The organism is Exiguobacterium sp. s40 (assembly GCF_018617905.1).
Lineage (GTDB): Bacteria > Bacillota > Bacilli > Exiguobacteriales > Exiguobacteriaceae > Exiguobacterium > Exiguobacterium mexicanum_A.
The window spans coordinates 169,495-195,046 of record NZ_JACSLC010000001.1; the positions used below are offsets into that span (position 1 = coordinate 169,495).

Sequence of the window (25,552 nt, forward strand, 5' to 3'; positions counted from 1 at the left end):
CTTCCCCTCTCTACATTTAAAAATAAATAAAAAAAGCCCATCCCTATGAAAGGGACGAGCTTTGATTCTCGTGGTACCACCCTCGTTCCCAAGCGTAACGCTTGGCTCGAACACACGATAACGAGTGTGAATCGCCGCACGATTGGCCCGTACGGTGCTCTGAGGGAGTAAGGCGATCGGCGTGTTTAGGAAGCTCTCACCAGTCTTCCCTCGCTTTGAAACCCGTGACGACGTCTCATGTCCTCTTCGATGCATCGGTTATATGATTATTAGTATAGTCAACTCGTTCAAGAAATACAATCCCTTTACCGACGTCGGTTCTCACCTTTTAATTCGATTTGTGTCGTCGTCGTCGAGATGCGCTGCATGAGCCGCTGGGCTTTCATTTTGTTCTGCGGCGAACCGTCGATCGAGAAGTGCGTCTCGAGCTCTTCACCGCTGAAGTTCGAACTGTAAAGTGTCGGTAAGCGATGCATCATGCGATATTGCAAGATGATCCCGAACAGCTCATCGCGTACCCACGGACTGATCGCCTCGGCACCGATGTCATCGATCAGTAACACCGGTACGTGTTGGAACGACGTCAAAAATGAGTCGAACGAATCGGTCCGGATCTTCCGTTTCGCTTCCGAGACGAATCCCGGGGCGTGGACGAGAATCGTCTCGATGTCCGCCACTTTCAGTTCGTTGGCGATCGCCGCAAGCAAATACGTCTTCCCGACCCCGAAGCTGCCGTGTAAGTACAGGCCGTTCACTTTTTGGCGGGTCTTCATGCCCGAGACGAACCGCATCGATTCACGGAGTGCGATTTTACGGGCGTCATCCGACCAGTCGAACGATTCAAAGCTCGCCTCTCGCACTTCTTCCGGCAAGAATAAGCTCTTAAACTTTCGGTCCATCTCTTTTTGGCGCCGTGCTTGACGATGCTTGACCGTCTCTTCATAACGAATCGCGATTTGACCGAGGTCGACATAGAGCACCGGCTGATGGCCCGGGATGACGGCTTGCTCCTCGATGAGCTTCTTGCCGTCCATCTGTTCTGCATATTCACTGAGCTTCGTAAAGCCGACCTCGACCGCCGTCTCGTCTAACTCCGGATGCGCCTTTAAAAAAGCGACGACTTCTGGATGTTCGAGGGTGCGCCGGCGAATCGATTCGTACGCTTCCCGCACTTCTTTCCGGTTCATCATTTGGGCGAGCGTTTGATTGATGCGTTCCATGTCCCTCATCCTTTCTCTTTCAATTCATTTAACAACTTGACGAGTTCCGCGTCGTCTGGGACCGATGCCTCGAGCTCTTGTTTTCGTTTTTGATCGTACGTCCGTTGCTCTTTCGCCTCGTCCTCGAGCCATTTTGGCATCTCGGTCTTGTCTTTGCGTCTCGAGCCGACGGTCGTCCGCTGTTGCACGTTCTCCCGCTTCTGCTGTTTCTTCTCGATGAGCGCGTCTTGCGTCGCTTCTTGTTCCAACGCGTCTTTGGCGTTCAAATAGCCTGCCGTCTTCCAACTCGTCGCGATTCGCATGACGTAGTTCTCACTGAGCCGAGTCTGCTTCTTCACTTCGATACAGTAATAGAACAACGCGTTGATGACACTTGGCGCGAGTCCGAGCGTATCGACGAGGTCGATGATGAGTTGCTCGTCGCTCTTCGACAACTGTGGCGTCTTCCGTAACGTCGACACGTACTGATGCGGATGCGCTTCTTCCATGACAGTCACGTCATGCAAATCACCGATTTCTGCCTTCTCCGTCTCATCCGACTTCACTTTCCGATGGCGCGTCTGTTTTTTCTTCAACTGCAACACCATCTGACGGCAGCCGTCGCGTTTCTCTTGCTCGCTGAGCGGTAGATACGCCTCGTGGACGAAGTACTCCTTCAACATCTCGGCCATCGTCTCTTCATCGATTTGGGAGACGTAGGCAAGCTTCGTGATCGTCTCATCGAGCTTCTTCGTGAAGAAGCCGACGGGGAAGTTCGTCAACTTTTTGACGATTTCCATATCGAACGTATAGTTGATCTCGATTTTGGCGCGGTCAGGTTTCTCGTAGTTCTTTTGTGTGAACGCCATATGATTGACCCCTTTGACGTCGAACACTTCATTGAAGTCTTTTGTCACTTCAATGATCCCGGCCGGCAACGGATCAATCGTGAATCGACCTTGTAACTGTTTGAAGCGGACTTCCCCGACTTTATAGAAGAGGAAACTCGACAACAGCCCGTCATTCAAGAACGTATGGGGTGCGAGCGGGACCCGCAGTTGATACACGTACTGGGTCAAGCGCTCGTCTTTCGTCTTATACGTCCGGACGAGACCGATCGCTTCGAGCCGGAACAGACAGTCCGTCAGCTCGTTGATCGAGTAATCGAGCATCTCACAAAGCGCGCTGTGTGACATATAGTTCGATTTCATTTTCCCGGGCTTCAGCTCGCTCCAAAGCGTCTGATACATTGCGAGCGCCTTCACTCCGATGACCGGCTGATACAAATGGTACAGCGACTGATACGACTCGCGATCGATGAGTCCGGTGCTCATGATCAACAGTTCGTCAGTTCCGTACAGGATGCGTTCTTTTTCCATGGTAGGTCTCCCTTGAAAAAAGGCGACCAGCAGGCCGCCCGTTTAGTTGGTCGATTTTTCTTGCTTCATTAAATCTTCTAGTTCTTTAAAGAACACAGAGATATCTTTGAACTGGCGATAGACGGACGCGAAGCGGACGTATGCCACTTCGTCGACCCGCGCGAGCTCGTTCATGACGAGCTCCCCAACCTGTTCACTCGGAATCTCGGACTGGCCGAGGGCGCGTAACTGTTGTTCGACTTTCGTGACCACACCTTCGAGTTGCTCCAGCGTGACCGGACGTTTCTCGCACGCCCGAATAATCCCGCGAAGCACTTTCTCACGGCTGAACTCTTCCCGATTCCCGTCTTTTTTGACGATGATGAGCGGTGTCTGTTCGACCGTTTCAAACGTGGTAAAGCGATAGCCGCACTCCTCGCATTCGCGACGGCGACGAATCGAATAGAAATCTTGTACTGGCCGGGAGTCGAGCACTCTCGTTCCATTATGATCGCATTTAGGACAACGCATGCTCAGCCCTCCTTATCGTTCGACAGATTGATTCCCGATGGCGCGGAGCGGGAACTTCACGGATAGCGCCTCATAATATGTGGTGACGATTTGACCGAGGTCTGGTCCGAGCATCCGGTCACGGTTCAATGTAAAATCGACGGCCGTGCGTCCGCCGTCCACTTGGACGATGGTCGCCAATGCGTCCCATCCGTCTCCATGAAACGCCACTTCGCCCCGGTCTGCATCGACCCGGCGAACCGTTTGACCTTCTGCTTGAATCCGTTCGCGGAGCCATGTGAGCACGGCGCTTGGCGATGCCGCCACGTAACGCGTCCGTAACGCCTCATTTTTATGCGAATCGTCCGTTTGGACATGTGTTTGAAACTTATCAAATAATCCCATTATCCACCTCGACACCTTATTTATATAGGTTAAGCATATCAAAATTAAGCGGTTAACAAAACAATTAAAAGGGCTGACCGAAAATCGGCCAGCCTCATAAGGTCAGTCTGATTATTTGCTGATTGCCACTTGCGCTTCAGGAACACGAATCGGTCCCATCCCACGGTCAAGTTTCACATCTTCACGAACTTTTGCTTCCAAGCCTTCTGCAATGTATTGCGAGGCTGTAGCTGGATCGATTCGATCCCCACATGTGAACACATCGACTGATGCGTAGCCATGCTCTGGGAAACTGTGAATCGTTAAGTGTGATTCTGAAATGATAACGACTCCACTTACACCGTGCGGCGCAAATTTGTGGAAAGCGACTTCGCGGACTTCAGCGCCCGAACGAAGTGCTGCATCGACGAACAAGCGCTCGATGTAGTCGATATCGTTTAATTTGTCGGGATTGCACTCCCAAAGTTCTGTAATAATGTGACGTCCCATAGTATCCATATTAGTGGATCCCCCTTTACATCAATGGTCTCAAAGTAGTTGATGATCACTCACTTTGTGCCTGAATCGCCCACAACCACGGGGGCAAGTTAGTCCTAAGAGGTCCTAACCCTTTAAGTTGCGTTTGTCAGACCAATTGAAGTTCACGAGTTAGAGTGTATCTTGTTTAGGACGTCCTTACAAGACATTTGTTTCAATTCTTTAAAAATATTTTTAGATAAATATATTTTTTCAGACGTGGGTTTCTTGTTGTCCGATTTGCAGGTAGCTCGCGACCATGTCCAACAAGTCGACGACGCGGCACGAATAGCCCCATTCGTTGTCGTACCAAGCGAGCACTTTGACATGATTGCCCCCGAGCACCATCGTCGAATCGGCATCAATGATTGACGAACGCTCATCTCCATTGAAGTCGATCGAGACGAGCGGTTCGTTCGAGACGCCGAGAACGCCCGTCATTTCCCCGTGTGCAGCACGCTCGAACGCCTGATTCACTTCATCGACCGTCACATCTCGACGCAACTCGACGACGAGATCGACGAGCGAGACGTTCGGCGTCGGCACTCGTAGCGCCATCCCGTTCAATTTGCCCTGAAGTTCCGGCAAGACGAGCCCGATGGCTTTCGCAGCACCAGTCGAAGTCGGTATAATGGAACTGCCACAAGCACGGGCACGACGCAAATCTTTATGCGGATTGTCGATATTGTTTTGATCGTTCGTATAGGCATGCACCGTCGTCACGAGCCCCGTTTCAATCCCGAACGTCGAATCCAATACTTTGACGACCGGGCCGAGACAGTTCGTCGTACACGAGGCGTTCGAAATGACGTGATCGTGCTCCGGTAAATAATCCCGATCGTTCACCCCCATGACAATCGTCCGCAACTCGCCTTTTCCTGGTGCCGTCAAAATGACTTTTTTCGCACCGGCCGTCAAATGTTTTTTCGCCCCGACATCTGAATTGAATTTCCCCGTCGCCTCGATGACAATCTCGACACCGAGTTCAGCCCACGGCAATCGCTCTGGGTCTCGCTCAGATACGAGCATGATCCGTTTCCCATCGACTTCGAGCGCATCCCCATGCGCTCGGACTGTCAGTGCGAACGGTCCATGGACCGTGTCGTGTTTGATCAAGTGCGCGAGCGTTTCCGCCGGATAACTCGCATTGATGGCGACCACGTCGTGACGCCCTTCGAGCATCAACTTCCGAAATACCATTCTGCCGATTCGACCAAATCCATTGATTGCAACTTTCGTCCCCATTCTGAATCCCCCTTTTTTCTGCGTTACGACACCATTATAACGGAAAATTGGAAGCGTTTTCACTATGAATCGTCACATTTCTTTCACTTTTTCACAGTTTTATATTTAAAAAAGAGGGGAATTTGGTGTAGAGCTTTGAAAGGAGTTAGAACAGCATGTTTGATTGGACCGATTTAGATAAATTTATCGTATCGTTTTTTATTATTTTGCCGATTGTGACGATCATCCACCAGTTCGGTCACTTCTTCTTCGCGAAACTGTTCGGGGGTTCGCTTGACATGGAGATTGGGACGGGGAAAAGATTGTTCAAAGTCGGGCGCCTGCAATTCAACCGCGTCTACTTCTATGACGCCTGGTGCCAATTCAGCGACTTGAAATATAGTAATCGTTTGACAAGGACGCTTGTGTACGGCGGTGGAGCCATTTTTAATTTAGGGAGTATATTTATAATCAACGGTATGATTACGACTCAATTGATTGAGGCTTCAATTATGACCTATCAATTTGCTTACTTCTCGTTTTATTACGTCTTTTTCTCACTCTATCCGATTTACTATTCGAACGGCCATCCGAGCGACGGACGCGCCATCTTTGACACGTGGAAAAAAGGGAAGCCTGACTCAGACCCACTCAACTGAACAAAAAAAGAAGGCGTCGTCAGTCGCCTTCTTTTTTCATGTCTTCAAATTGTTCGACGAGGCGGACCACTTGGGCCGACAAGTCGCCTAACGCACCGTTGTTGTTGATTAAAAAATCAGCCTGTTGTTTCTTCTCTTCGATCGGCATTTGCGCATGGATCCGAGCGAGCGCTTCTTCTTTCGTCAACCCGTTGCGCTCCATGAGACGCATCAGCTGAATCTCTTCACGGCAATAGACGACGACCGTATAATCGACGAGGTCCCGCATCGTTCCCTCGAACAAGAGCGGGATATCGAATATGACGACCGTCTCCCCTGCAGCCTCGTATCCGCGCATCTCCTCGAGCATCTCTTCCCGGATGGCCGGATGCATGAGCTGATTCAGCAACTGACGTTTGGCATCATCATGAAAGATTTCTCGTCCGAGCGCCTGGCGGTTCAACTCGTCGCCCGTGAAACATTGCGAGAACGCCTCGCGGACGCCCGCGAACGCTTTGCCGCCTGGCTCGATGACGATCCGTGCCATTTTGTCGGCGTCGATGATCGGGATGCCCTGCTTTCGAAACAGTCTGGATACGGTCGACTTCCCTGTCGCAATTCCACCTGTCAAACCAATCTTCAACATCATGTCCACCTCTTACTGTTGGCAGTGCGGACAGTAATGTGTGCCCCGTCCGCCTAATTTCATCTTTTCAATCGGTCGGCCGCATCGCTTACATGGCTCCCCGGTCTGTCCATATACGTACAGTGTCTCTTGATACGTCCCGCTCGCCCCATCCGGATTCGTATAGCTCCGAATCGTGCTTCCGCCTCGTTCAATCGCTTCCGTCAATACGGCCACAGCCTCTTGATGCACCCGACGGACCTCGTCAAGCGAGAGTGTCGCTGCCGGACGGGTCGGATGGACACCGGACCGATATAACGTCTCATCGACATAAATATTGCCGAGCCCGACGAAAATCGATTGATCGAGCAGCGCCGTCTTGATTGCACGAACGTTCATCCGCTTCAGACGGCTGTGAAGCGTCTCCGCTGTCACTTCAGGATCGAACGGTTCGAGGGCGAGCAGCGACAATGGCGGTGTCACAAACAACTCTTCATTCGTCTTCAACTCCATCGTCCCGAACTTCCTGACATCGTTATAATGAAGCGTAGTCCCGTCCGTGAAGGTGAAGACGACATGCGTATGCTTGACCGGACTGACCATTTCGTCATGCGGGAAGAATTTTCCTTCCATTCGCAGATGCGAAACGAGATAGCCGTTCGTCAATTTGAACAAAATGAACTTGCCGCGTCGCTCCACGTCTTGAATCGTCTCGTCGAGCAACTGTTGTTTCCAAATCTCCGGTTCGTGACCTCGAATGATTTTTGCGTCGAGCACCTCGACATTTGCAATTGTTTTTCCCGAGACGAATGGCCGCAATCGGCGACAGACCGTCTCCACTTCTGGTAATTCTGGCATATCGATTTCCTTTCTCGTCTTTATTTCGTGTCGAACCATGTCTCACCGAACGAACCGTCTGCGCGGAGCGGCACGTCCAAGGTGACCGTGTGTTCCATCGCTTGTTTGACGATCGTCTCGAGCGAGTCCATTTCTTCTTTAGGTCCTTCAAAGATGAGTTCATCGTGGACTTGAAGCAATAACTTCGATTGAAGTCCTGACTCACGAAGTGCCACGTCGACATCAATCATCGCTTTTTTGATAATATCGGCGGCCGTCCCTTGAATCGGCGTGTTGATCGCTGTACGTTCCGCAAAACCGCGCAAGTTGAAGTTGCGGGAATGGATGTCCGGGATATTGCGGCGACGCTTCAGCATCGTCTCAACATAACCGTGTTCCCGCGCCCGTTCGATTGCGGCATCCATGAACCGTTTCACACCCGGGAACTGCTCGAAATACGTATCGATGAACGTCTGTGCTTCTTTTCGGCTAATGCCGAGGTTTTGCGACAGCCCATAGTCGCTAATGCCGTAAATGATGCCGAAGTTGACGGCTTTGGCTTGGCGACGCATGAGCGATGTCACTTCTTCTTTGGTGACTCGGAACACGTTGGCCGCCGTCGACGTATGGATATCCTCATCATGGAGGAACGCCTCGAGCATCTTCTCATCTTGCGACATGTGGGCCATAATCCGAAGTTCGATTTGCGAATAGTCGACCGCATACAGCATCCAGTCGGCCTCACTCGCGGTGAACGCCTTGCGAATGCGCCGCCCTTCTTCCAAGCGGATTGGGATGTTCTGTAAGTTCGGGTTGACCGAGGACAACCGTCCGGTCTGCGTCAACGTCTGCGTATAGCGGGTATGGATCTTCCCGTCGTCTTTGATGACTTTTTGCAAGCCTTCGACATATGTCGATTGCAACTTGCCGAGCTCACGGTAATGCATAATATGTTCGACGATCGGATGCAGCGGCGCGAGTTTCTCGAGCACGTCCGCTGCCGTCGAGTAACCGGTCTTCGTCTTTTTGACCGGTGGCAACGCCAACTTCTCGAACAGGATGACGCCGAGCTGTTTCGGCGAGTTGATGTTGAACTCCTCACCGGCGAGACTGTGAATCTCCGCCTCGAGTTGGAGCAACCGTTCCCGCAAATCGTCTTCCATCACTTTCAGCGTCGCCACGTCGACGTGAATCCCGGCCCACTCCATCTCTGCAAGCACCGAGGCGAGCGGACGTTCCAAATCTTCATACAGCGACGTCTGTTCGTTTTGGTCGAGTTCTTTGCCGACGTTTACGAACAGCGTCAAGATCGCCATCGCCTTCTCTCCGAGATGTTGCTCGAGCACGTCCTGTTCCGGGACGTGCAGCTTCGCACCCTTACCATAAACCGCCTCGTCTTCCGGTAACGTGTAATCGAAATGAGCGGCAATCGAATCGAGTGTCGTCCCGCCCGACAGGTTCAGCAAATATCCGGCGACGAGCAAATCGTCATAGCCTCGGAGCGTCACACCATGTCGCTTCAATTGAATGATCGTCTGTTTCGCATCGAGACAAATCGTGGCTCGGTTCTCGTCGGCCAACCAGTCTCGTACTGCCGGGACGTCTAAAAGCGACACATCGCCGACCGTCACGCCGGCTTTCGAGGCGATGGCCACACCGATGACCGGTTCTTCGAAATAGTCGTCACGGAGTTGCTCGAGGATGAGGACCGCTTCTGTCAAATCTTGCTCGTCAATCGCGATATGATTCACCTCACGCGCTTCGACCGCTTCCTCGCTCGACGCTTCAAGGTTCAGTTTGCTCAGAAGCGATTTGAACTGAAGGCTCATGAACAACGGCTTCACTTTTCCGGCGTCATACGGATGGAACGTAAGGTCGTCCATGCTTATATCGATTGGGACGTCCGTATAGATCGTCGCCAATTGTTTCGACATGCGTGCTTCCCGCTCGTTCGCCTCGACTTTCTCTTTTTGTTTCCCTTTTAATTCATGTGTATGTTCATATAGTCCTTCGACAGATCCGTAAGCCGTGAGCAGTTTAAGCGCCGTCTTCTCACCAACCCCCGGGATTCCGGGGATATTATCGGACTTATCCCCCATTAAGCCTTTCAAATCGATCATTTGAAGCGGGGTGAGACCGTCATAGCGCTCTTTGAACGCCGCCGCGTCCATCGTCTCCACATCGGTGATCCCACGTTTCGTCAAATAGACTGTGACGCGATCGTCAATCAGTTGCAGTAAATCTTTATCCCCGGTGACGACCGTCACTTGATCGAACGCCTCATTTTTTGAGAGCGTCCCGATAATATCGTCGGCCTCGTACTGGTCGAGTTCGAGCACTTTGATCCCGAACGCCTCACAAATCTCACGGACGATTGGGAACTGTTCCCGGAGTTCCCCTGGGGTCTTCTGCCGTCCCCCCTTATAGTCAGCATACGTGTCGTGCCGGAACGTCTTCTTCGACGCATCAAATGCGACCGCGAAATGCGTCGGTTGCTCGTCTTCCATCAATTTTAACAACATCATGGTGAACCCGTACACGGCGTTCGTATTTCGACCGCTCGCATCCGTCATCGGAGGCAGCGCGAAAAACGCACGATATGTGAGTGAGTTTCCATCAAGAAGTAGTAGTTTATTCATTGGTCAACCTCCATTCTATCTGATTCCATCATATCATACGGGCACATGCGTTCGAAAAAAAAGACCCTTTTCTAGTAGCTAGAAAAGGGTCAATCTTCCTGACCGAGTGGAGATGAGCACCGGCCGGGACACGAGATGATGAAGAGGTCTCATCTATAGAGTAGCATCGCTTTGTAAAGCCGGTATGAACCCGACATGAATTCCATGTTAAGTGATTGGGAATTTGATTGTGAACGTTGTCCCAGCACCTTCGACACTATCCACGTGAATCGTCGCGTGATGAAGGTCGATGATATGTTTGACGATGGCAAGGCCGAGACCTGTCCCGCCGGAGTTCCGGCTCCGTGCTTTATCGACCCGGTAGAATCGTTCAAAGATTCGGCTCACTTCTTTCGGCGCGATGCCAATCCCGTTGTCTTTGACAATCAAATATGATCCGTCCGTTCTCTTTTCGACCGCGATTTCGACACGGCTGCCTTCCGGCGAGTAGTTGATGGCGTTGGCGACAAGGTTCAAGATGACTTGCTTGATTCGGTTCATGTCCGCCTGCAAGACGACTTCCCCGTCGTGGCGCGACTCCAAGTGAATCGATTTGCCTTCCGCTTTCTGGCTCAACACGAGACACACTTCCTCAACGAGCTGATTGAGCTGGACCGGGGTGAAGTCCAAATGGAAATCTTCACGTTCAAGCCGTGACAGCTCGAGTAAGTCTTCAACGAGCATCTGCATGCGCGTCGCTTCTTTTTGAATGATATCCAAAAATTGATCGCGCAACTCGGGCACTTCTTTTGCCCCGTCAAGGAGTGTCTCACTGAAACCTCGGATCGATGTGAGCGGCGTCTTCAACTCATGGCTGACGTTCGCGACGAAATCTTTCCGCATCTTCTCGAGTCGTTTCAATTCAGAAATATCGTTAAACAGGAGCGTCGTCCCGCGCAACATGCCTGTATCACTGAAGATCGGTGCGGCCGACACCATATACGTCTTTTGGTTGAATCCAGTTCGAATCGACAATTGACGGCGGTGGGGCTCTTCGGTCAAATAGACGTCCTCGATCAACGTCTCGACGTCCGGACTCGGTAAAATGCCGTGATAAAATTGACCAATCATCAAGTCGTCGTATTGGAACATGTCACGATACGAGCGGTTGACGAGCGTCACGATGCCACGTTCGTCGACCAAAAGCAACCCTGCCCCCATGTATTCGATGAGTGACTCGAGCCTTGCCCGTTGCACGGATTCACCAAGTGAGATCGTCTCCAAGTTACGGGCGAGAACGTTGATCGACCCGGCCAGACTGCCCGTTTCTTCATCATTGCGCAATTCGTACACACGGGCCCGATAGTTTCCGTCGGCAAGTTCACGTAACACGATTGTCGCCTCATCGATCGGTCGGATAAACTGATTCGTCAAATTATGCAACACGAACAAAATCAAGAAGAATGAGAAAATCAAGGCCAAGGCAATCGTCAGCCAAATCCGGTCATACACCCCTTCTAGATCAGAGACGTAGCGGATGAAACTGAGATACACCGTATCACCCGAGGAGAGTTCGATCGGTTTTGTGAACTGAATCAAATCCTCACGCGTCTCGTTCCCAAACGTCCCGTCGTCTGGGATTGAAGCAGCGTCCATCCGAAAATCGAACGAACCGACCCGAAACGGTGTCCCGGCGATCACTTCCATCCGGCGATTGAGGAGCAGAATGTCAAAACTACTCTCGTCATCGATTTGCCGGACATAGTCTTGAATCGCCTCGAGGTCGCCCCCTTCTAAATATAAGGCGGCGAGCTCCGTGTCCTCTTTCAAACGATCGCGTTCGGAGTCCAAATAGAAGTCTTTGAACAATTGACCAAGCACAATCCCGAGGGTCAACAAGACGCCCGTCACGAGCAGGATGAGCGTCGTCAAAAAACGCGAGCGGTACGTCTTCATTCGGGCATCGGCTCTTCCATCTTATAGCCGAGACCGCGAATCGTTTTGATATATGTCGGTTTTTTCGTCATCGGTTCAATCTTTTCCCGAAGGTGGCTAATATGGACATCAACGATGCGCGTATCGCCGACGAAGTCGTAATTCCAAATAGCCGATAAGAGTTGATCACGCGTCAAGACACGGCCTTTGTTTTTAGCCAGATAAGCCAACAGTTCGAACTCTTTTGGGGTCAACTCAAGCCGCTCCCCGTTTTTGAACACTTCATAGTTCGAAGCGATAATTTTTACGTCGCCGATTTCAATGACGTCCGCGTCCACCGCCGGCACCTCTTGTGGAGCCGAACGCCGTAAGATCGCTTTGACCCGGGCCACGACTTCACGCGGACTGAACGGTTTCGTCAAATAATCATCTGCCCCTAGTTCGAGTCCGAGCACTTTATCGAACTCATCGTCTTTTGCCGTCAACATCAGGATCGGCGTATTCACTTTCTGTTGGCGGAGTCGCTTACAAACTTCGAGACCATCCATCTCGGGCAACATCAAATCGAGGACGATCAATACCGCATCCTGCTTCTCGGCGAGTTCGAGACCGGTCTTCCCATCATGGGCCGTCTCAACCTCAAAACCGGCTTGCTCCAAATTGAATTTCAATAACGTCGCAATCGAAACCTCGTCATCGACAACAATCACTTTTTCGGCCACGCTTAGTTCCTCCTCTAATCTATCTGTTCTGTCACGTACACTACCTATTTTACAAATCAATGTCACGTCCGACCAACATCAAAGCAAATCTTTACAAAAACAAAACAAATCCACGTTCTTCTTTCAGTGTAGCACGCGACCCTCAAAAACCAAGCGTACAAAAAACCTCGCCTGCTCAGCAGACGAGGTGACGAATCAGTTAAGGACGTTCAAGACGGAGCGGACCGATTCAGCCGAGCGCTCAAGCGCGGCCGTCTCCTCTTCCGTCAATTCAAGTTCGAGCACACGTTCAATCCCGTTCGCGCCAAGTATCGTCGGGACACCGAGATACAAGTCGTGGAAGCCGTACTCACCGTCGAGATACGCGATGGCCGGTAAAATACGTCGTTGATCTTTCAAGATCGCTTCGACCATCTCGACGATGGCCGCTGCCGGCGCATAGTAGGCCGATCCGTTCCCGAGCAGCTGGACGATTTCGCCGCCACCTTTACGGGTCCGATTGACGATCGCATCGATTCGGTCGCTCGGCAATAGCTTCTCGAGTGGGATGCCTCCCGCGTACGAGTAACGAATGAGCGGGACCATGTCATCCCCGTGCCCGCCGAGCACGAATCCAGAGACGTCCTTCACGGAGATATTCAACTCCGCAGCGACGAACGTCCGGAACCGGGCCGTATCAAGCACGCCAGATTGACCAATCACGCGCTCTTTCGGGAAGCCTGACTCTTTGAAGGCGGCATACGTCATCGCGTCGACCGGGTTCGTCAAGACGATGATAATCGCATTCGGTGAGTAACGGGCCACTTCTTTCGTGACCGCCCGCATCACTTTGGCGTTCGTCGAGACGAGGTCGTCCCGGCTCATGCCTGGCTTGCGCGCGATTCCCGCTGTGATGACGACGATATCCGAGTCCGCCGTTTCGGTATAGTCCGACGTCCCTGTAATCCACGAGTCAAACCCTTGAATCGGCGCCGTCTCTTGCATATCGAGCGCTTTCCCTTTCGTCGGGTTCTCGTTCTCTTTGATATCGAGCAGCACGACGTTACCGAGTTCTTTTTGAGCCAAATACAGTGCCGTCGTGGCCCCCGTGAATCCGCTACCGATCACCGAGATTTTATTGCGACGAATCATTGTGCTCTCCCCCTTGGTTTAACTGATGAATTACATGTTTTTGATTAGTTCATCTGCAAACTCTGAACACTTCACTTCTGTCGCGCCGTCCATAAGGCGGGCGAAATCGTATGTGACGACTTTCGAGGCAATCGTCTTCTCCATCGAGTTGATGATGAGGTCAGCCGCTTCGTTCCAGTTCATGTGACGAAGCATCATCTCACCTGACAAGATGACTGATGACGGGTTGACCTTGTCAAGACCTGCATATTTTGGTGCCGTACCGTGTGTCGCCTCAAAAATCGCATGGCCCGTCACGTAGTTGATGTTCGCTCCTGGCGCGATCCCGATTCCGCCGACTTGGGCAGCGAGTGCATCCGAGATGTAGTCCCCGTTTAAGTTCATCGTTGCCACGACATCGAATTCACGTGGACGTGTCAAAATCTGTTGCAAGAAGATATCGGCGATCGAATCTTTTACGATGATTTTGCCTTCCGCTTCTGCTTTCGATTGAGCTTCGTTTGCAGCCGCTTCGCCTGACTCTTCTTTGATGCGGTCGTACTGTGCCCATGTGAAGACTTTGTCGCCGTATTCTTCTTCTGCGAGCTCATAGCCCCAGTTTTTGAAGGCGCCTTCTGTGAACTTCATGATGTTCCCTTTATGGACGAGCGTGAGCGATTTACGGTTGTTCGCGATCGCGTACTCGAGAGCCGCGCGAACAAGGCGTTTTGTTCCTTCAGACGAGATCGGTTTGATGCCGATTCCAGACGTTTCTGGGAAACGTATTTTGTTGACGTTCATCTCTTCTTTTAAGAATGAGATCAATTTTTTCACTTCGTCGCTGCCTGACGCGTACTCAATCCCAGCGTAGATATCTTCTGTGTTTTCACGGAAAATGACCATGTCTGTATCTTCTGGGCGCTTGACCGGTGATGGGACGCCTGTGAAGTAACGGACCGGACGCAAGCACGTGTACAAGTCAAGTTCTTGACGGAGTGCTACGTTGAGTGAACGGATTCCTCCGCCGACCGGTGTCGTCAATGGACCTTTGATGGCAATCAAATATTCACGGATTTGATCGAGTGTCTCGTTTGGAAGCCATTCGCCTTTTTGGTTGAAAGCCTTCTCCCCAGCGTACACTTCCATCCATTCGATTTTCTTCTCGCCGCCGTATGCTTTTTCGACAGCCGCATCAAAGACGCGCACCGATGCGTTCCAGATGTCTGGTCCTGTGCCGTCACCGATGATAAATGGAATCGTCGGTACGTTCGGTACGTTTAATACACCGTTTTCAACTGTTATTTTTTCGTTTTGTGTCAACATAATGAATCCCCCTAAGTACATTTATGTAGGCCGACGCGAACGCCGACCTACGTCAATTGTTAGTTTACCAAAGTTTATGTCTAAATTGTGACTCGATCTTCTCGTGTCGCGTCAATTAACGCTCATTCACCGGGACGTATGAGCGGTTCGTCTCGCCAACGTACTCAGCGCGTGGACGGATCAAGCGGTTGTCCGCATACTGTTCGAGAATGTGGGCGATCCAGCCCGACATGCGTGAGACGGCGAAAATCGGTGTGAACAACTCTTCATCGAGACCAAGCGCATAATAAGTCGATGCTGAGTAGAAATCAACGTTCGGCTTCAAGCCTTTCTCTGTCTCGACGAGGTGATCGATCTTCTCAGACATCTCGTACCATTCCGGCTCGCCGATTTGGGCCGTCAGTTGGCGGCTCATCTCTTTCAAATGTTTCGCACGCGGGTCGCCGTCCTTATAGACACGGTGACCGAAGCCCATGATTTTTTCACGACGCTCGAACTTGCCGCGAACGTAGTCTTCGACTTTGTCGACCGAACCAATCTCGTGGAGCATTTTCATGACCGCCTCATTCGCACCGCCGTGAAGCGGGCCTTTGAGCGCTCCCATCGCTGCCGTCACGCCTGAGTAAATATCAGACAACGTGGCAACGCAGACGCGGGCCGTGAACGTCGAAGCGTTCAATTCATGGTCGGCGTGAAGGATGAGTGCCTTATCAATCGTCTTCTCGGCTACCTCACTTGGTTCTTCTCCGTTCAACATGTATTGGAAATTGGCCGCATACGACAAGCCAGGTTTCGGCGCAACCGGTTGTTCGCCTTTACGAAGACGAGCGAACGCCGTTACAATCGTCGCAATTTGAGCTTGGAGACGAATCGCTTTGCGCATGTTCGCTTCTGTACTCATATCTTCAGCCTCTTCATCATAAAGCGCGAGCTGTGAAAGGGCCGTCCGAATCGTCGCCATCGCATTGGCCGATTTCGGCGCCCGTTCGAGCGTCGCGATGACTTCTTCTGGTAATTTGGCTTCTTTCACGAGCGCTTCAGAGAGCTCAGTTAATTCATCTGCTTTTGGAAGACGGTCGTTCCATAATAGGAAAACAACCTCTTCAAAAGTGGCGTGGTCCGCCAAATCGTCGATTGTGTATCCTCCGTAAGTCAATTGTCCGTCGATGATCGAACTGACTTTTGAGGCCGCTGCCACAATTCCTTCTAATCCTTTTGTCGTTGACATCAATAACTCCCCCTCAGTCTTTAAAAGTGATCGACCGCATCATACAGTCTGTTGTGTAGGGAATAAGGGCGGGAAGTCGAACACTTTCCCCAATCCGTTTCGAGCTCGCTCCACCCTGTCCTTTATCTAGTATAAACAATTTACTGAAAAAAAGAAATGTAAGCGTATCCAACCGTCAAAAAATGTCAGAACCATTTTTCTAACAGGCTAAATCCACCTAAAATCAAAGCGGCGATCCCGGCTCCAATCAGCGGTCCAACCGGCACGCCTTTCATGAAACCGACGGCTAGGATGGTACCGGCGAGGAGTGCCGTCGTCACGACTGGTTCGATTCGCATCAGTTGAACGCCCTGGGCCGCGGCGAGCGCGACGAAGATTCCTGAGCCGAAAGCGATGATGCCGACCGGCCCTTTAATACTATTCCACAATTCCCTAAACCCGATGTCACCGGTCGCAATCGGGACGAGCACGGCAATCGTGATAATCGTCACGCCCCAATGGATACCTTTTGAGGCGAGCGTCGGGAACAGTTGGTCGCCGAACCCAACGGCTTTAATAATCAATAGGACGCTGCTGGCGATGATGACCGACTGGTTATGGGAGATAACCCCGATCAACACGAGCAGCAATAAGAATAAATACGCACTCATCATAGACTCTCTTTCTGAATGGAAAAAGAACCGACTCATGAGAGAGTCGGTTCGATTGGCATTCGATTACGCGTTGTAGATTTTACCAGTAAGTGGGTCGATCGAAATCATCTGTCCGTCACGGAACGTTGATGTCGCTGATTCGACACCGACGATGACCGGTTTACGGAGTGATGGCCCGACGATACCAGCATGGCTCGTCAATCCGCCGTCTTCAGTGATGATTCCAGCCGCTTTTTCAATCGCTGGCATCATTTCTTTATCTGTGAATGGTGCGACGAGGATCATGCCGTCTTTCGCTTTCGCATTCGCTTCGTCTGCATTGTTCGCAATGACGACTTCACCGACGAGACCGCGCTCACCGATCCCGCGTCCGTTTGCGAGGGCGTGACCGACGATATGAACTTTCATCATGTTTGTCGTACCCGCAGTCGCAGCCGGGATACCTGCCGAGATGACGACGAGGTCACCATCTGTGACGAATCCAGCGTGACGAGCCGCTTCTGAAGCTTGTACCAACATCTCATCCGTGTTGTTCGGCATCGTGTCAGCGACGATCGGGTACACGCCCCAAACGAGGTTCAATTGACGTGCCACACGCTCTGACTCTGTGACCGCGATGATGTTCGCCTCTGGACGATACTTCGCTGTACGAGCAGCCGTGTAACCTGATTGTGTCGGTGTCAAGATCGCTTTTGCGTTCAAGTTGATTGCCGTGTGGGCAACCGCTTGTGAGATTGCATCCGTGACCGTGTGCTCACTGCGCTTCTGACGATCTTTGAGCAAGTTTTTGTAGTCGAGCATTTGCTCAGTACGAACAGCGATTGCTGCTTGCATTTGAACTGACTCGATTGGGTAGTCCCCTGCTGCCGTCTCACCTGAAAGCATGACCGCATCCGTACCATCGAGGATGGCGTTGGCAACGTCAGATGCTTCCGCACGTGTTGGACGCGGGTTGCGTTGCATTGAATCAAGCATTTGTGTAGCCGTGATGACCGGTTTCCCGAGGTCGTTACACTTCTTGATCAATTCTTTTTGAACTGGTGTGACTTCTTCCGTTGGGATCTCGATTCCGAGGTCACCACGAGCGACCATCAAACCGTCAGAAATCGCCAAGATTTCGTCGATATTGTCGACACCTTCTTGGTTCTCGATTTTCGGATAGATTTTGATGTGTGACGCGTTGTTGCGTTCAAGAAGTTGACGAATCTCAACGACGTCAGACGCACGGCGGACGAACGATGCCGCGATGACATCGATGTCTTGTGAAATCCCGAACTCGATGTCAGCGATGTCTTTGTCTGTAAGGGCAGGAAGGTTTACCTTGACGTTAGGCAAGTTGACACCTTTCTTCGTCTTGATAACGCCTTCGTTTTCGATGACGCAGCGAAGATCACGGTTCGGGAGCTTCTCAACGACAAGGAGACCGATGAGTCCGTCATCGAGCATGATGCGTGACCCAACTTCAACGTCTTCGTAGAGACCTTCGTACGTGACCGAGAAACGATCTTTCGTTCCGACGATTTCTTCTGTCGAGACGACGATGACTTCTTTGCCTTTTTCGAGGAGTGCTTTTCCGTCTTCAAACGTATGTGTACGGATTTCAGGACCTTTTGTGTCAAGAAGAACCGTCACGACTTTGCCGGCAGCTTTTGCTGCTTCGCGGATGTCGCGGATACGTGCGCCGTGCTCTTCATAGTCACCGTGTGAGAAGTTGAGACGGGCGACGTTCATACCGGCTTCAATCATTTCCGGAAGACGTTTCTCTGAAGCTGGTCCAATCGTACATACAATTTTCGTTCTACGCATAAATAAAAACCTCCTAGGGGATGTATTACATTTACACACAGAAAACGGGGGGTCAACCGACCTGATCCCGTCTCTGTGGAGTTCACTGGTACTCGTTAAATCGAAAGTTGGTTCGAAAGATCGATCAACTGCATATCGAGCGTGTGCTTGTTGTGGTCGAGCGCTTCGTCGATATCGAGATCTATCATCTTACCGGCACGAATACCGACGACACGTCCTGCCTTGCCTTCGAGTAAAATCTCGACAGCGTAAGCACCCATGCGGCTCGCAAGCACGCGGTCCGCAGCAGTCGGGGAACCGCCACGTTGAATGTGTCCAAGAATCGTCACGCGTGTATCTGAGTTTGTCTTCTCAGCGATCATTTTTCCGATCTCTTCCGCACTGCCGGCGCCTTCAGCGACGACGACGATCGAGTGTTTCTTACCGCGAGCCACACCATGGTTGATGCGTTCCACGATCGCACTCAAGTCTTCTGGACGTTCTGGGACGAGGATTGACTCGGCACCACCGGCAAGACCGGCATAAAGTGCGATATCACCTGCGTCACGGCCCATCACTTCAATGACATACGTCCGTTCATGCGACGACGCCGTGTCACGGATTTTGTCAATCGCGTCAAGCGCCGTGTTGAGCGCTGTGTCGAATCCGATTGTCGCATCTGTACCCGGGATATCGTTGTCGATCGTTCCCGGCAGACCAATTGTTGGGAAACCGAGTTCTGTCAACTTTTGGGCGCCACGGTATGAACCGTCTCCACCAATTACTACGAGCGCGTCGATGTCGAATTTCTTCAACTGCTCGACCGCTTTCGCACGACCCTCTTCCGTTCTAAACTCAGGGCAACGGGCCGAACGTAAGAATGTTCCTCCGCGTTGAATGATATCGCCGACCGAACCGAGGTTCAATTCGACGAGATCTCCTTCGATTAGACCTTGATAGCCGTTATACACACCGTACACTTCTAGACCTTCGAAAATTGCTTTTCGGGTCACGGCACGGACTGCAGCGTTCATTCCAGGGGCGTCTCCCCCACTTGTCAATACCGCAATACGTTTTAAATTCACGTCACTCACCTCTTATGTGTTTTAACGAAATCTGAAAATAAAATACCATGTATGACCTTTGTTTTACAACACAAGTATGTGAAAAAAAAGCATGGGGTGTGCTCAAAACCAGTCATCTCGTGAGTGAATGAACGTGAACCCGAAGCGGTTGTAAACGTTTTCACGAGCCAATTGTGCCAATTTGATGATATTTGGCGGCCCGCCCTTGCAACAACTCATTTTGAGTCCGGCCTCGCAACTCCGTCATGTGTTGTGCTAATACAGGCTTTAAGAGTGATGACTGTAATGACACATCGATGTGGGCGCCGCCGAATACCTCGGTGACGACTTCATCGACAATCCCTAAATTCAGCAAATCTTGTGCTGTGATCTTCATCGTTTCCGCTGCGCGTTCTGCGAGCTTCGCGTCTTTCCACAAGAGCGCGGCGGCGCCTTCTGGTGAAATGACCGAATACGTGCTGTTCTCTAACATGAGCAGACGGTCACAGACACCAATCCCGAGCGCTCCGCCCGACCCGCCTTCTCCGATGACGATCGAGATAATCGGCACTTTCAACGTCGCCATCTCGAACAAGTTGCGCGCAATCGCCTCGCTTTGTCCACGCTCTTCGGCGGCTTTCCCAGGGTAAGCGCCTTTCGTATCGATGAACGTGATGACAGGACGATTGAACTTTTCCGCTTGCTTCATAAAGCGAAGCGCTTTGCGATAGCCTTCTGGATGCGGCATTCCAAAGTTACGTTTCATGTTCTCTTTCGTGTTACGACCTCGTTGATGGCCGATAATTGTCACCGCTGTCCCGTCGAGTGTGGCCAATCCCGTTACGATGGCAGCATCATCATAGCCGTGACGGTCACCGTGCAACTCGATGAAATCTGGAAACAGTTGGGTGATATAATCGAGCGTCGTCGGCCGTTTCGGGTTACGCGCCAGTTGCACGCGATCCCACGGTTTCATATTCCCATAAATGTCTTTTTCTAATCGATGAAGCTTTGCTTCAAGATGACGGATTTCTCGAGATAAGTCGATGCCTTTCGTCTCTGCCGTCTCGCGCAGCTTCCCGAGCTGTTCGTTTACTTCTTTGATTGGATCAAACATGATGGACCTCCCCGCCGTGTAACTCGATCATCTTCTTCAAGAACGAACGCATCTGTTCACGGTGAACGACGGCGTCCAGTTGCCCCGCTTCTAACAAGAACTCGGCAGTTTGGAAGTTGTCTGGCAATTTCTCACGAATCGTCTGTTCGATGATGCGGCGCCCGGCGAAGCCGATCAACGCCCCAGGTTCGGCGACGTTCACATCCCCGAGCATCGCGAAACTGGCTGATACGCCACCTGTCGTCGGGTGCGTCAAGTAGGCGACGTACAGGAGACCGGCTTCGTCATGTTGTTTCAACGCAATCGACGTATTGGCCATCTGCATCAAGCTGACCATGCCTTCTTGCATGCGCGCTCCGCCTGAAGCGGTGAACAGGACGACCGGCAATCGTTCTTTCGTCGCGGTCCGGACGGCCGAGGCGATCGCTTCTCCGACATACGCCCCCATCGATCCCATACGGAAGCGGGCATCCATGACGCAGACGACGACCGGGAGCCCATCGATCGTGGCGCGGCCACAGACGATGGCTTCTTCAATCCCAGTTCGCTCCCTGTCTTTTTTCAATTTATCTTCATAATCTGGAAAATCAAGCGGGTTCTCTTTGACGAGCGGTCCCGCAAATTTTTCAAACGATTGACCGTCGACCAACATGTGAATCCGCTCATCTGCACTGAGCGGGAAATGGTAGCCGCAATCACACACTTTATGATTTTCGTTTAACTGTTTCGTGTAATGCATATATTTACAGGATGGACATTTTGTCATCAAGCCTTGTGGTGCGTCAATTTTTGGTTCTCGTTGACGCAAAGGCATATATCGTTTCGGTTTCTTGAAAAAAGCAGTCATCGCTTCCCCCCTCGTTCATTCCGGCATCCCCGCCTCACGCCACATCTCCAACAATCGTCTACGTTCATCTTCAGTATACAAGTCGCCCGCGTCCGTCCCGTCATAAAATCGGTTTACTTCACTCCAAATTCGAATGAACAGTTCATTCTTCAACCCGAAGATGAGATGCTGCCGGAAGGCACGGTCCGTCTCCACACTCCCCTCGAGCAACGCGATGCGTTCCGGAGTCGGTTCGACTTCCGTCAACGCCAAGCGTTCGAGCAGTCGCAACATATCGACAATGTCTGACGCCTTCGTCTGTTTCGTGACGATAAATTCAGACAAAATCTCAATATACCGATGGCGATCTTGCTCACATAAAAACGTGCCGCCGCCATGTCTCGTCTCAACGATTCCAAGGAAGCTGAGTGCTCGTAACGCTTCACGGACCGAGGCACGGCTGATGGATAGGTTCTCGGCGAGTTCCCGTTCTGACGGGAGACGGTCGCCTGGCTCGAGTGAGGCCTGGACGATCAACGTTCTAATTTTAGAAATATTTTCGTGAAATGAGGATGCGTGTTTTCCATGCATCTGACCGTTCAACTCCCTTTTTGGATGGTATTTTCTCTAAAGTGGTCAGACCAATTAATCAGATTATACCACTTTTTATGACTTGGTACTAGTTTTCGTACCGGGCAATTTCGAGTCGACCCGCTTCAACACGACATCCGTTTCACCAAACCGTTGTTTCAACGCCAAGAGCAATGACTCCGTCGGATTGATCGCATACGCCGAGGCAAGTTGCTTCACTTCCTTTGAATCCGAGAACCGACAAATAACCGGCACATCCCCTTTGGACGTATGGAGCAACTCTTCGAGGTCCGCGAACGACTCCAAGCGCAGACGGACAAAGAGCGCTTGTCCATGGAGCGGCCGGACCCGCTCGACGACGAGTTGACGCCGTCCGTCCCGTTCATTTGGATGAACCTCGAGCAAGAGGACGTTCCCGACGTAAAGCGAGCGCGAAAATTGCGCGAACACCCGCGGGAAGATGACGACCTCATCTTGCGACACACCGTCATCGACCATGACGACACCCATCTCTTCGTTCTTCTTCGTCTTGAACGTACGAATCGCGTCCACATAGACGACGATGAATCCGCGTTCGCCATGGAGCACTTCATCAATCGTCACCGTCTCGATCGAGAGCGGCGCGACCGTCGTCAATGGCGAATGGACGATCCACGTCCCGAGCGCCTCTCGTTCTTCCTCGGACCAATTCGGCTCAATCGGCGCGGATCGTTTTAATCCGAGCGCGGACAATTCGTCCGGGAGCAGATGCGTCTCCGTCTCCTCGCGAAGCCGTTCGACCGCTTCAAAGGCACGTCGACGCTCACCATGGTACATCCGATCCAACGCCCCAGCACCGAGCAGGCGTCGCAGTTTCATATGGTCTTTCGTTCCCCAGTCCATGAGTTCAAGCAGACGCTTCACATCCGTGAACTCGGCATGATGCTCAATCAACCGCTCGACATCGCGTTTCGTCAACCCTTGGACCGCCTTCAGTCCGAGACGCACGCCGGGCCCTTCTAAAAAGGCGGCGGCTTGTCCGTGCAGAACGTCGGGCGGATAGACAGGGATTTTTCCTTTCCGCAACATGCGGACGAGCTGATTCGTCTTGTCGTACGTCACGAGGTAGAAGATTCGTTCAAAGTGCGCCTTCACATAAGCTAGACGGTAACTGATCAAACTGTAGGCGACGGCGTGGGAACGGTTGAAGCCGTAACCAGCGAACTTCTCGATCCACGAGAACACTTGCCGCATCGAGTCACTGTCGAACCGCTCCGACGAACGTTCTAAGAAGCGGGCTTTCTCGACGTCAATCGCTGCCACGTCTTTTTTGGCGATGGCGCGGCGTATCAAATCCGCCTCGGCGTATGAATACCCCGCAAGCTCCCGCAACAAGCGCATGACTTGTTCCTGATAGACGAGCACGCCGTTCGTCGTCCGCATGATGTCGCCGACGACCGGATGGACCGCTTGATAAGGCATCCCATGCTTGCGCTTCGCATACGTATCGATGAACTGCATCGGCCCCGGACGATAGAGCGACATCGTGACAACGATATCCTCGAACTCGGTCGGCTTCACTTGCCGAAGTGCTTGTTTCATCCCTTCCGACTCAAATTGGAAGATCCCGTCCGTGTCACCCCGGGCGAGCACGCGGAACGTCTTGGCGTCATTCAATGGGATCGTCTTCAGCGAAAACAGCTCATCCGTCTCCCGAATCAGCGCCTCCATCTGCCGGAGCCTCGTCAAGTTGCGCAGGCCGAGCACATCGATTTTCAACAGACCGAGCGCTTCGAGATCCTTCATATTATATTGGGTCACTTGCTCCCCTGTCGTCGGCTGCAACGGTGTGATCGCATCAAGCGCCTCCCGACTGAGCACAAGGCCGGCCGCATGGACCGAAGCTTGGCGCGGTAACCCTTCCAACTCGGAGGCGATTTTCAAGAGCTGCGAGCGCTTTTGACTGCCGGCGAACCATTTCACTTTCGAAGGGTTGGCCAAAATCCCGGCCAGCCCGTCATCTTTTACTTGTTTGCTGGCCGCTTGTCCTTCTTCAAGCGTCAGACCGAGCGCCCGCGCGACATCCCGTAACGCCGCCTTTGCACCGAACGTGGCGAGCGTACCGATTTGGGCCGCATGGTTTTCACCATACTTCTCCAACACGTAGCGAACGACCTCATCGCGTCGTTCATCCTCGAAGTCCAAGTCGATATCCGGCATCGTGATTCGTTCCGGATTCAAAAATCGTTCGAACAAGAGACCGAACCGGACTGGGTCGACCTCGGTGATGTGAAGCGCGAAACTGACGAGCGACCCGGCCGCGGAACCACGACCCGGACCGACCTCGATTCCTTGTTCCTTCGCATAGCGAACGATATCTTCGACGATGAGGAAGTAAGAGGCGAAACCCGTCCGCGCGATGATATCGAGTTCATAGCGGGCCCGTTCGATGTAATCTTCTTGGAATAGGTCGAGCGCCTTTAAGCGGTCGGCAACGAGTCGCTTCAACCGGTCGATGGCACCTTCGAATTCTGGGATGGATGTTGTCGCTTGCGGCAACCGAGTGACGGACACGAGAGATTCAAATCGGTCGAGTGCCTCGAGTTCGATCGGTTCAAACCAATCGTTCATCTCACTCGGTAGGCGGACGTATTTCCCTTTCTGGTGAACGTCTTCTTGCGAGATGAGCTCTCCTTCGCCGATGGCGACGATGGCACGATACGCCTCGAAATCTTCTGGGCGCATGTAACACGTCTCGGGGGCCGGCACGAGCTTCGTGCCGAGCTCCTCCCGCATCTCGCGGAGCTGTCTGAGCATCAACGTCTGCTCCGTCGTTTGGGGCGCCGGCAATCCGAGCCATAGTTTCTCCTCGTTCACGTAACCGAGCAGATGGTTATACAAGCGCCTGCGGTGAACTGGGTCGTTCGTCTTCCAATTCTCCGGTAAGACGACTACCGCCAGTTCGGTCGTCTCGGTCACTCCATCGGCCTGCACAAGGCGATACAGTTCCGGCAACTGCTCCTCGGTCAACGCGTAGACGAGGACAGACACGTCAAACCCGTCCATCCGCAACGTGGTCCGCAACCCGATGACAGGTTTGACCGCATAGCGTTCGCACAATCGGACGAACTGCGGCAAGCCGTATAATGCATCGTCAGCGAGCGCGACGGCCCGACTCCCTCTCTCAGCCATCAGCGCGACGTATTGTTCAAGTCGAATCGTGCTCTGCATCAAACTAAAAGCCGATCGTACATTCAAGTGGATCACAAGATCCCCCCTTTCTTTTTTT

The 25,552-nt window shown here is 52.1% G+C and carries 22 protein-coding genes; 1 reads left to right on the plus strand and 21 read right to left on the minus strand.

The window, feature by feature from the left end:
* Window positions 1–305: 305 nt before the first annotated feature.
* The 6 genes from dnaI to KNP02_RS00910 form a co-directional block, all read right to left on the minus strand.
* The gene (dnaI, locus tag KNP02_RS00885; RefSeq protein WP_029595191.1) at window positions 306–1,220 is read right to left on the minus strand and encodes a primosomal protein DnaI; all 915 of its coding nucleotides are present in this window, start codon (window positions 1,218–1,220) and stop codon (window positions 306–308) included.
* Window positions 1,221–1,225: 5 nt separating this feature from the next.
* On the minus strand, window positions 1,226–2,578 hold the full coding sequence (locus tag KNP02_RS00890; protein WP_034778203.1) for a DnaD domain protein: 1,353 nt from the start codon (window positions 2,576–2,578) through the stop codon (window positions 1,226–1,228).
* A 42-nt stretch (window positions 2,579–2,620) separates the two neighbouring features.
* Window positions 2,621–3,088 (minus strand): transcriptional regulator NrdR, encoded by a 468-nt coding sequence (gene nrdR, locus KNP02_RS00895; RefSeq protein ID WP_021065634.1) that lies wholly within the window; start codon window positions 3,086–3,088, stop codon window positions 2,621–2,623.
* A 12-nt stretch (window positions 3,089–3,100) separates the two neighbouring features.
* On the minus strand, window positions 3,101–3,472 hold the full coding sequence (locus KNP02_RS00900) for a hypothetical protein (protein WP_214706325.1): 372 nt from the start codon (window positions 3,470–3,472) through the stop codon (window positions 3,101–3,103).
* Between the two features lie 111 nt (window positions 3,473–3,583).
* Window positions 3,584–3,970 (minus strand): adenosylmethionine decarboxylase, encoded by a 387-nt coding sequence (gene speD, locus KNP02_RS00905; protein ID WP_029595188.1) that lies wholly within the window; start codon window positions 3,968–3,970, stop codon window positions 3,584–3,586.
* 231 nt (window positions 3,971–4,201) lie between these two features.
* Complete coding sequence (locus tag KNP02_RS00910) at window positions 4,202–5,233, minus strand: glyceraldehyde-3-phosphate dehydrogenase (protein WP_214706332.1); 1,032 nt, start codon at window positions 5,231–5,233, stop codon at window positions 4,202–4,204.
* A gap of 155 nt (window positions 5,234–5,388) precedes the next feature.
* On the opposite strand from KNP02_RS00910, the gene KNP02_RS00915 reads away from it, so the two are divergent.
* On the plus strand, window positions 5,389–5,871 hold the full coding sequence (locus KNP02_RS00915) for a hypothetical protein (protein ID WP_214706334.1): 483 nt from the start codon (window positions 5,389–5,391) through the stop codon (window positions 5,869–5,871).
* Between the two features lie 19 nt (window positions 5,872–5,890).
* Here KNP02_RS00915 and coaE read toward each other — a convergent pair whose 3' ends face one another.
* The 15 genes from coaE to dnaE form a co-directional block, all read right to left on the minus strand.
* On the minus strand, window positions 5,891–6,496 hold the full coding sequence (gene coaE, locus KNP02_RS00920; protein WP_214706342.1) for a dephospho-CoA kinase: 606 nt from the start codon (window positions 6,494–6,496) through the stop codon (window positions 5,891–5,893).
* A gap of 12 nt (window positions 6,497–6,508) precedes the next feature.
* Window positions 6,509–7,333 carry a DNA-formamidopyrimidine glycosylase gene (gene mutM, locus KNP02_RS00925; RefSeq protein ID WP_138859199.1) on the minus strand — a complete coding sequence of 275 codons (825 nt, stop codon included), beginning with the start codon at window positions 7,331–7,333 and terminating at the stop codon, window positions 6,509–6,511.
* 20 nt (window positions 7,334–7,353) lie between these two features.
* Window positions 7,354–9,951, minus strand: coding sequence for a DNA polymerase I (polA, locus tag KNP02_RS00930; protein ID WP_214706344.1), 2,598 nt, complete (start codon window positions 9,949–9,951; stop codon window positions 7,354–7,356).
* A gap of 207 nt (window positions 9,952–10,158) precedes the next feature.
* On the minus strand, window positions 10,159–11,886 hold the full coding sequence (gene pnpS, locus KNP02_RS00935) for a two-component system histidine kinase PnpS (protein WP_214706346.1): 1,728 nt from the start codon (window positions 11,884–11,886) through the stop codon (window positions 10,159–10,161).
* Window positions 11,883–12,587 (minus strand): response regulator transcription factor, encoded by a 705-nt coding sequence (locus tag KNP02_RS00940; RefSeq protein ID WP_214706348.1) that lies wholly within the window; start codon window positions 12,585–12,587, stop codon window positions 11,883–11,885. Before KNP02_RS00940 ends, pnpS begins: the two co-directional genes overlap by 4 nt.
* 195 nt (window positions 12,588–12,782) lie before the next feature.
* Complete coding sequence (gene mdh / locus KNP02_RS00945) at window positions 12,783–13,718, minus strand: malate dehydrogenase (RefSeq protein ID WP_214706350.1); 936 nt, start codon at window positions 13,716–13,718, stop codon at window positions 12,783–12,785.
* 30 nt (window positions 13,719–13,748) lie between these two features.
* Complete coding sequence (icd, locus tag KNP02_RS00950) at window positions 13,749–15,017, minus strand: NADP-dependent isocitrate dehydrogenase (protein ID WP_034779982.1); 1,269 nt, start codon at window positions 15,015–15,017, stop codon at window positions 13,749–13,751.
* Between the two features lie 118 nt (window positions 15,018–15,135).
* Window positions 15,136–16,248 (minus strand): citrate synthase, encoded by a 1,113-nt coding sequence (citZ, locus tag KNP02_RS00955; protein WP_214706352.1) that lies wholly within the window; start codon window positions 16,246–16,248, stop codon window positions 15,136–15,138.
* A 185-nt stretch (window positions 16,249–16,433) separates the two neighbouring features.
* Entirely contained in the window at window positions 16,434–16,898 is a 465-nt protein-coding gene (locus tag KNP02_RS00960) for a DUF441 domain-containing protein (RefSeq protein WP_138859195.1), read from the minus strand.
* A gap of 66 nt (window positions 16,899–16,964) precedes the next feature.
* Window positions 16,965–18,707 carry a pyruvate kinase gene (gene pyk / locus KNP02_RS00965; protein ID WP_214706354.1) on the minus strand — a complete coding sequence of 581 codons (1,743 nt, stop codon included), beginning with the start codon at window positions 18,705–18,707 and terminating at the stop codon, window positions 16,965–16,967.
* 95 nt (window positions 18,708–18,802) lie between these two features.
* On the minus strand, window positions 18,803–19,771 hold the full coding sequence (pfkA, locus tag KNP02_RS00970) for a 6-phosphofructokinase (RefSeq protein ID WP_214706362.1): 969 nt from the start codon (window positions 19,769–19,771) through the stop codon (window positions 18,803–18,805).
* Window positions 19,772–19,931: 160 nt separating this feature from the next.
* Window positions 19,932–20,867, minus strand: a complete 936-nt coding sequence (locus tag KNP02_RS00975; protein WP_034778229.1) for an acetyl-CoA carboxylase carboxyltransferase subunit alpha — start codon at window positions 20,865–20,867, stop codon at window positions 19,932–19,934.
* Window positions 20,860–21,714: an acetyl-CoA carboxylase, carboxyltransferase subunit beta gene (gene accD, locus KNP02_RS00980; protein WP_034779984.1), complete on the minus strand. Its 855-nt coding sequence runs from the start codon at window positions 21,712–21,714 to the stop codon at window positions 20,860–20,862. The genes KNP02_RS00975 and accD overlap by 8 nt, the downstream gene beginning before the upstream one ends.
* A gap of 15 nt (window positions 21,715–21,729) precedes the next feature.
* Window positions 21,730–22,284, minus strand: a complete 555-nt coding sequence (locus tag KNP02_RS00985) for a FadR/GntR family transcriptional regulator (RefSeq protein WP_214706370.1) — start codon at window positions 22,282–22,284, stop codon at window positions 21,730–21,732.
* 75 nt (window positions 22,285–22,359) lie between these two features.
* On the minus strand, window positions 22,360–25,530 hold the full coding sequence (dnaE, locus tag KNP02_RS00990) for a DNA polymerase III subunit alpha (RefSeq protein WP_214706372.1): 3,171 nt from the start codon (window positions 25,528–25,530) through the stop codon (window positions 22,360–22,362).
* Window positions 25,531–25,552 lie beyond the last annotated feature (22 nt).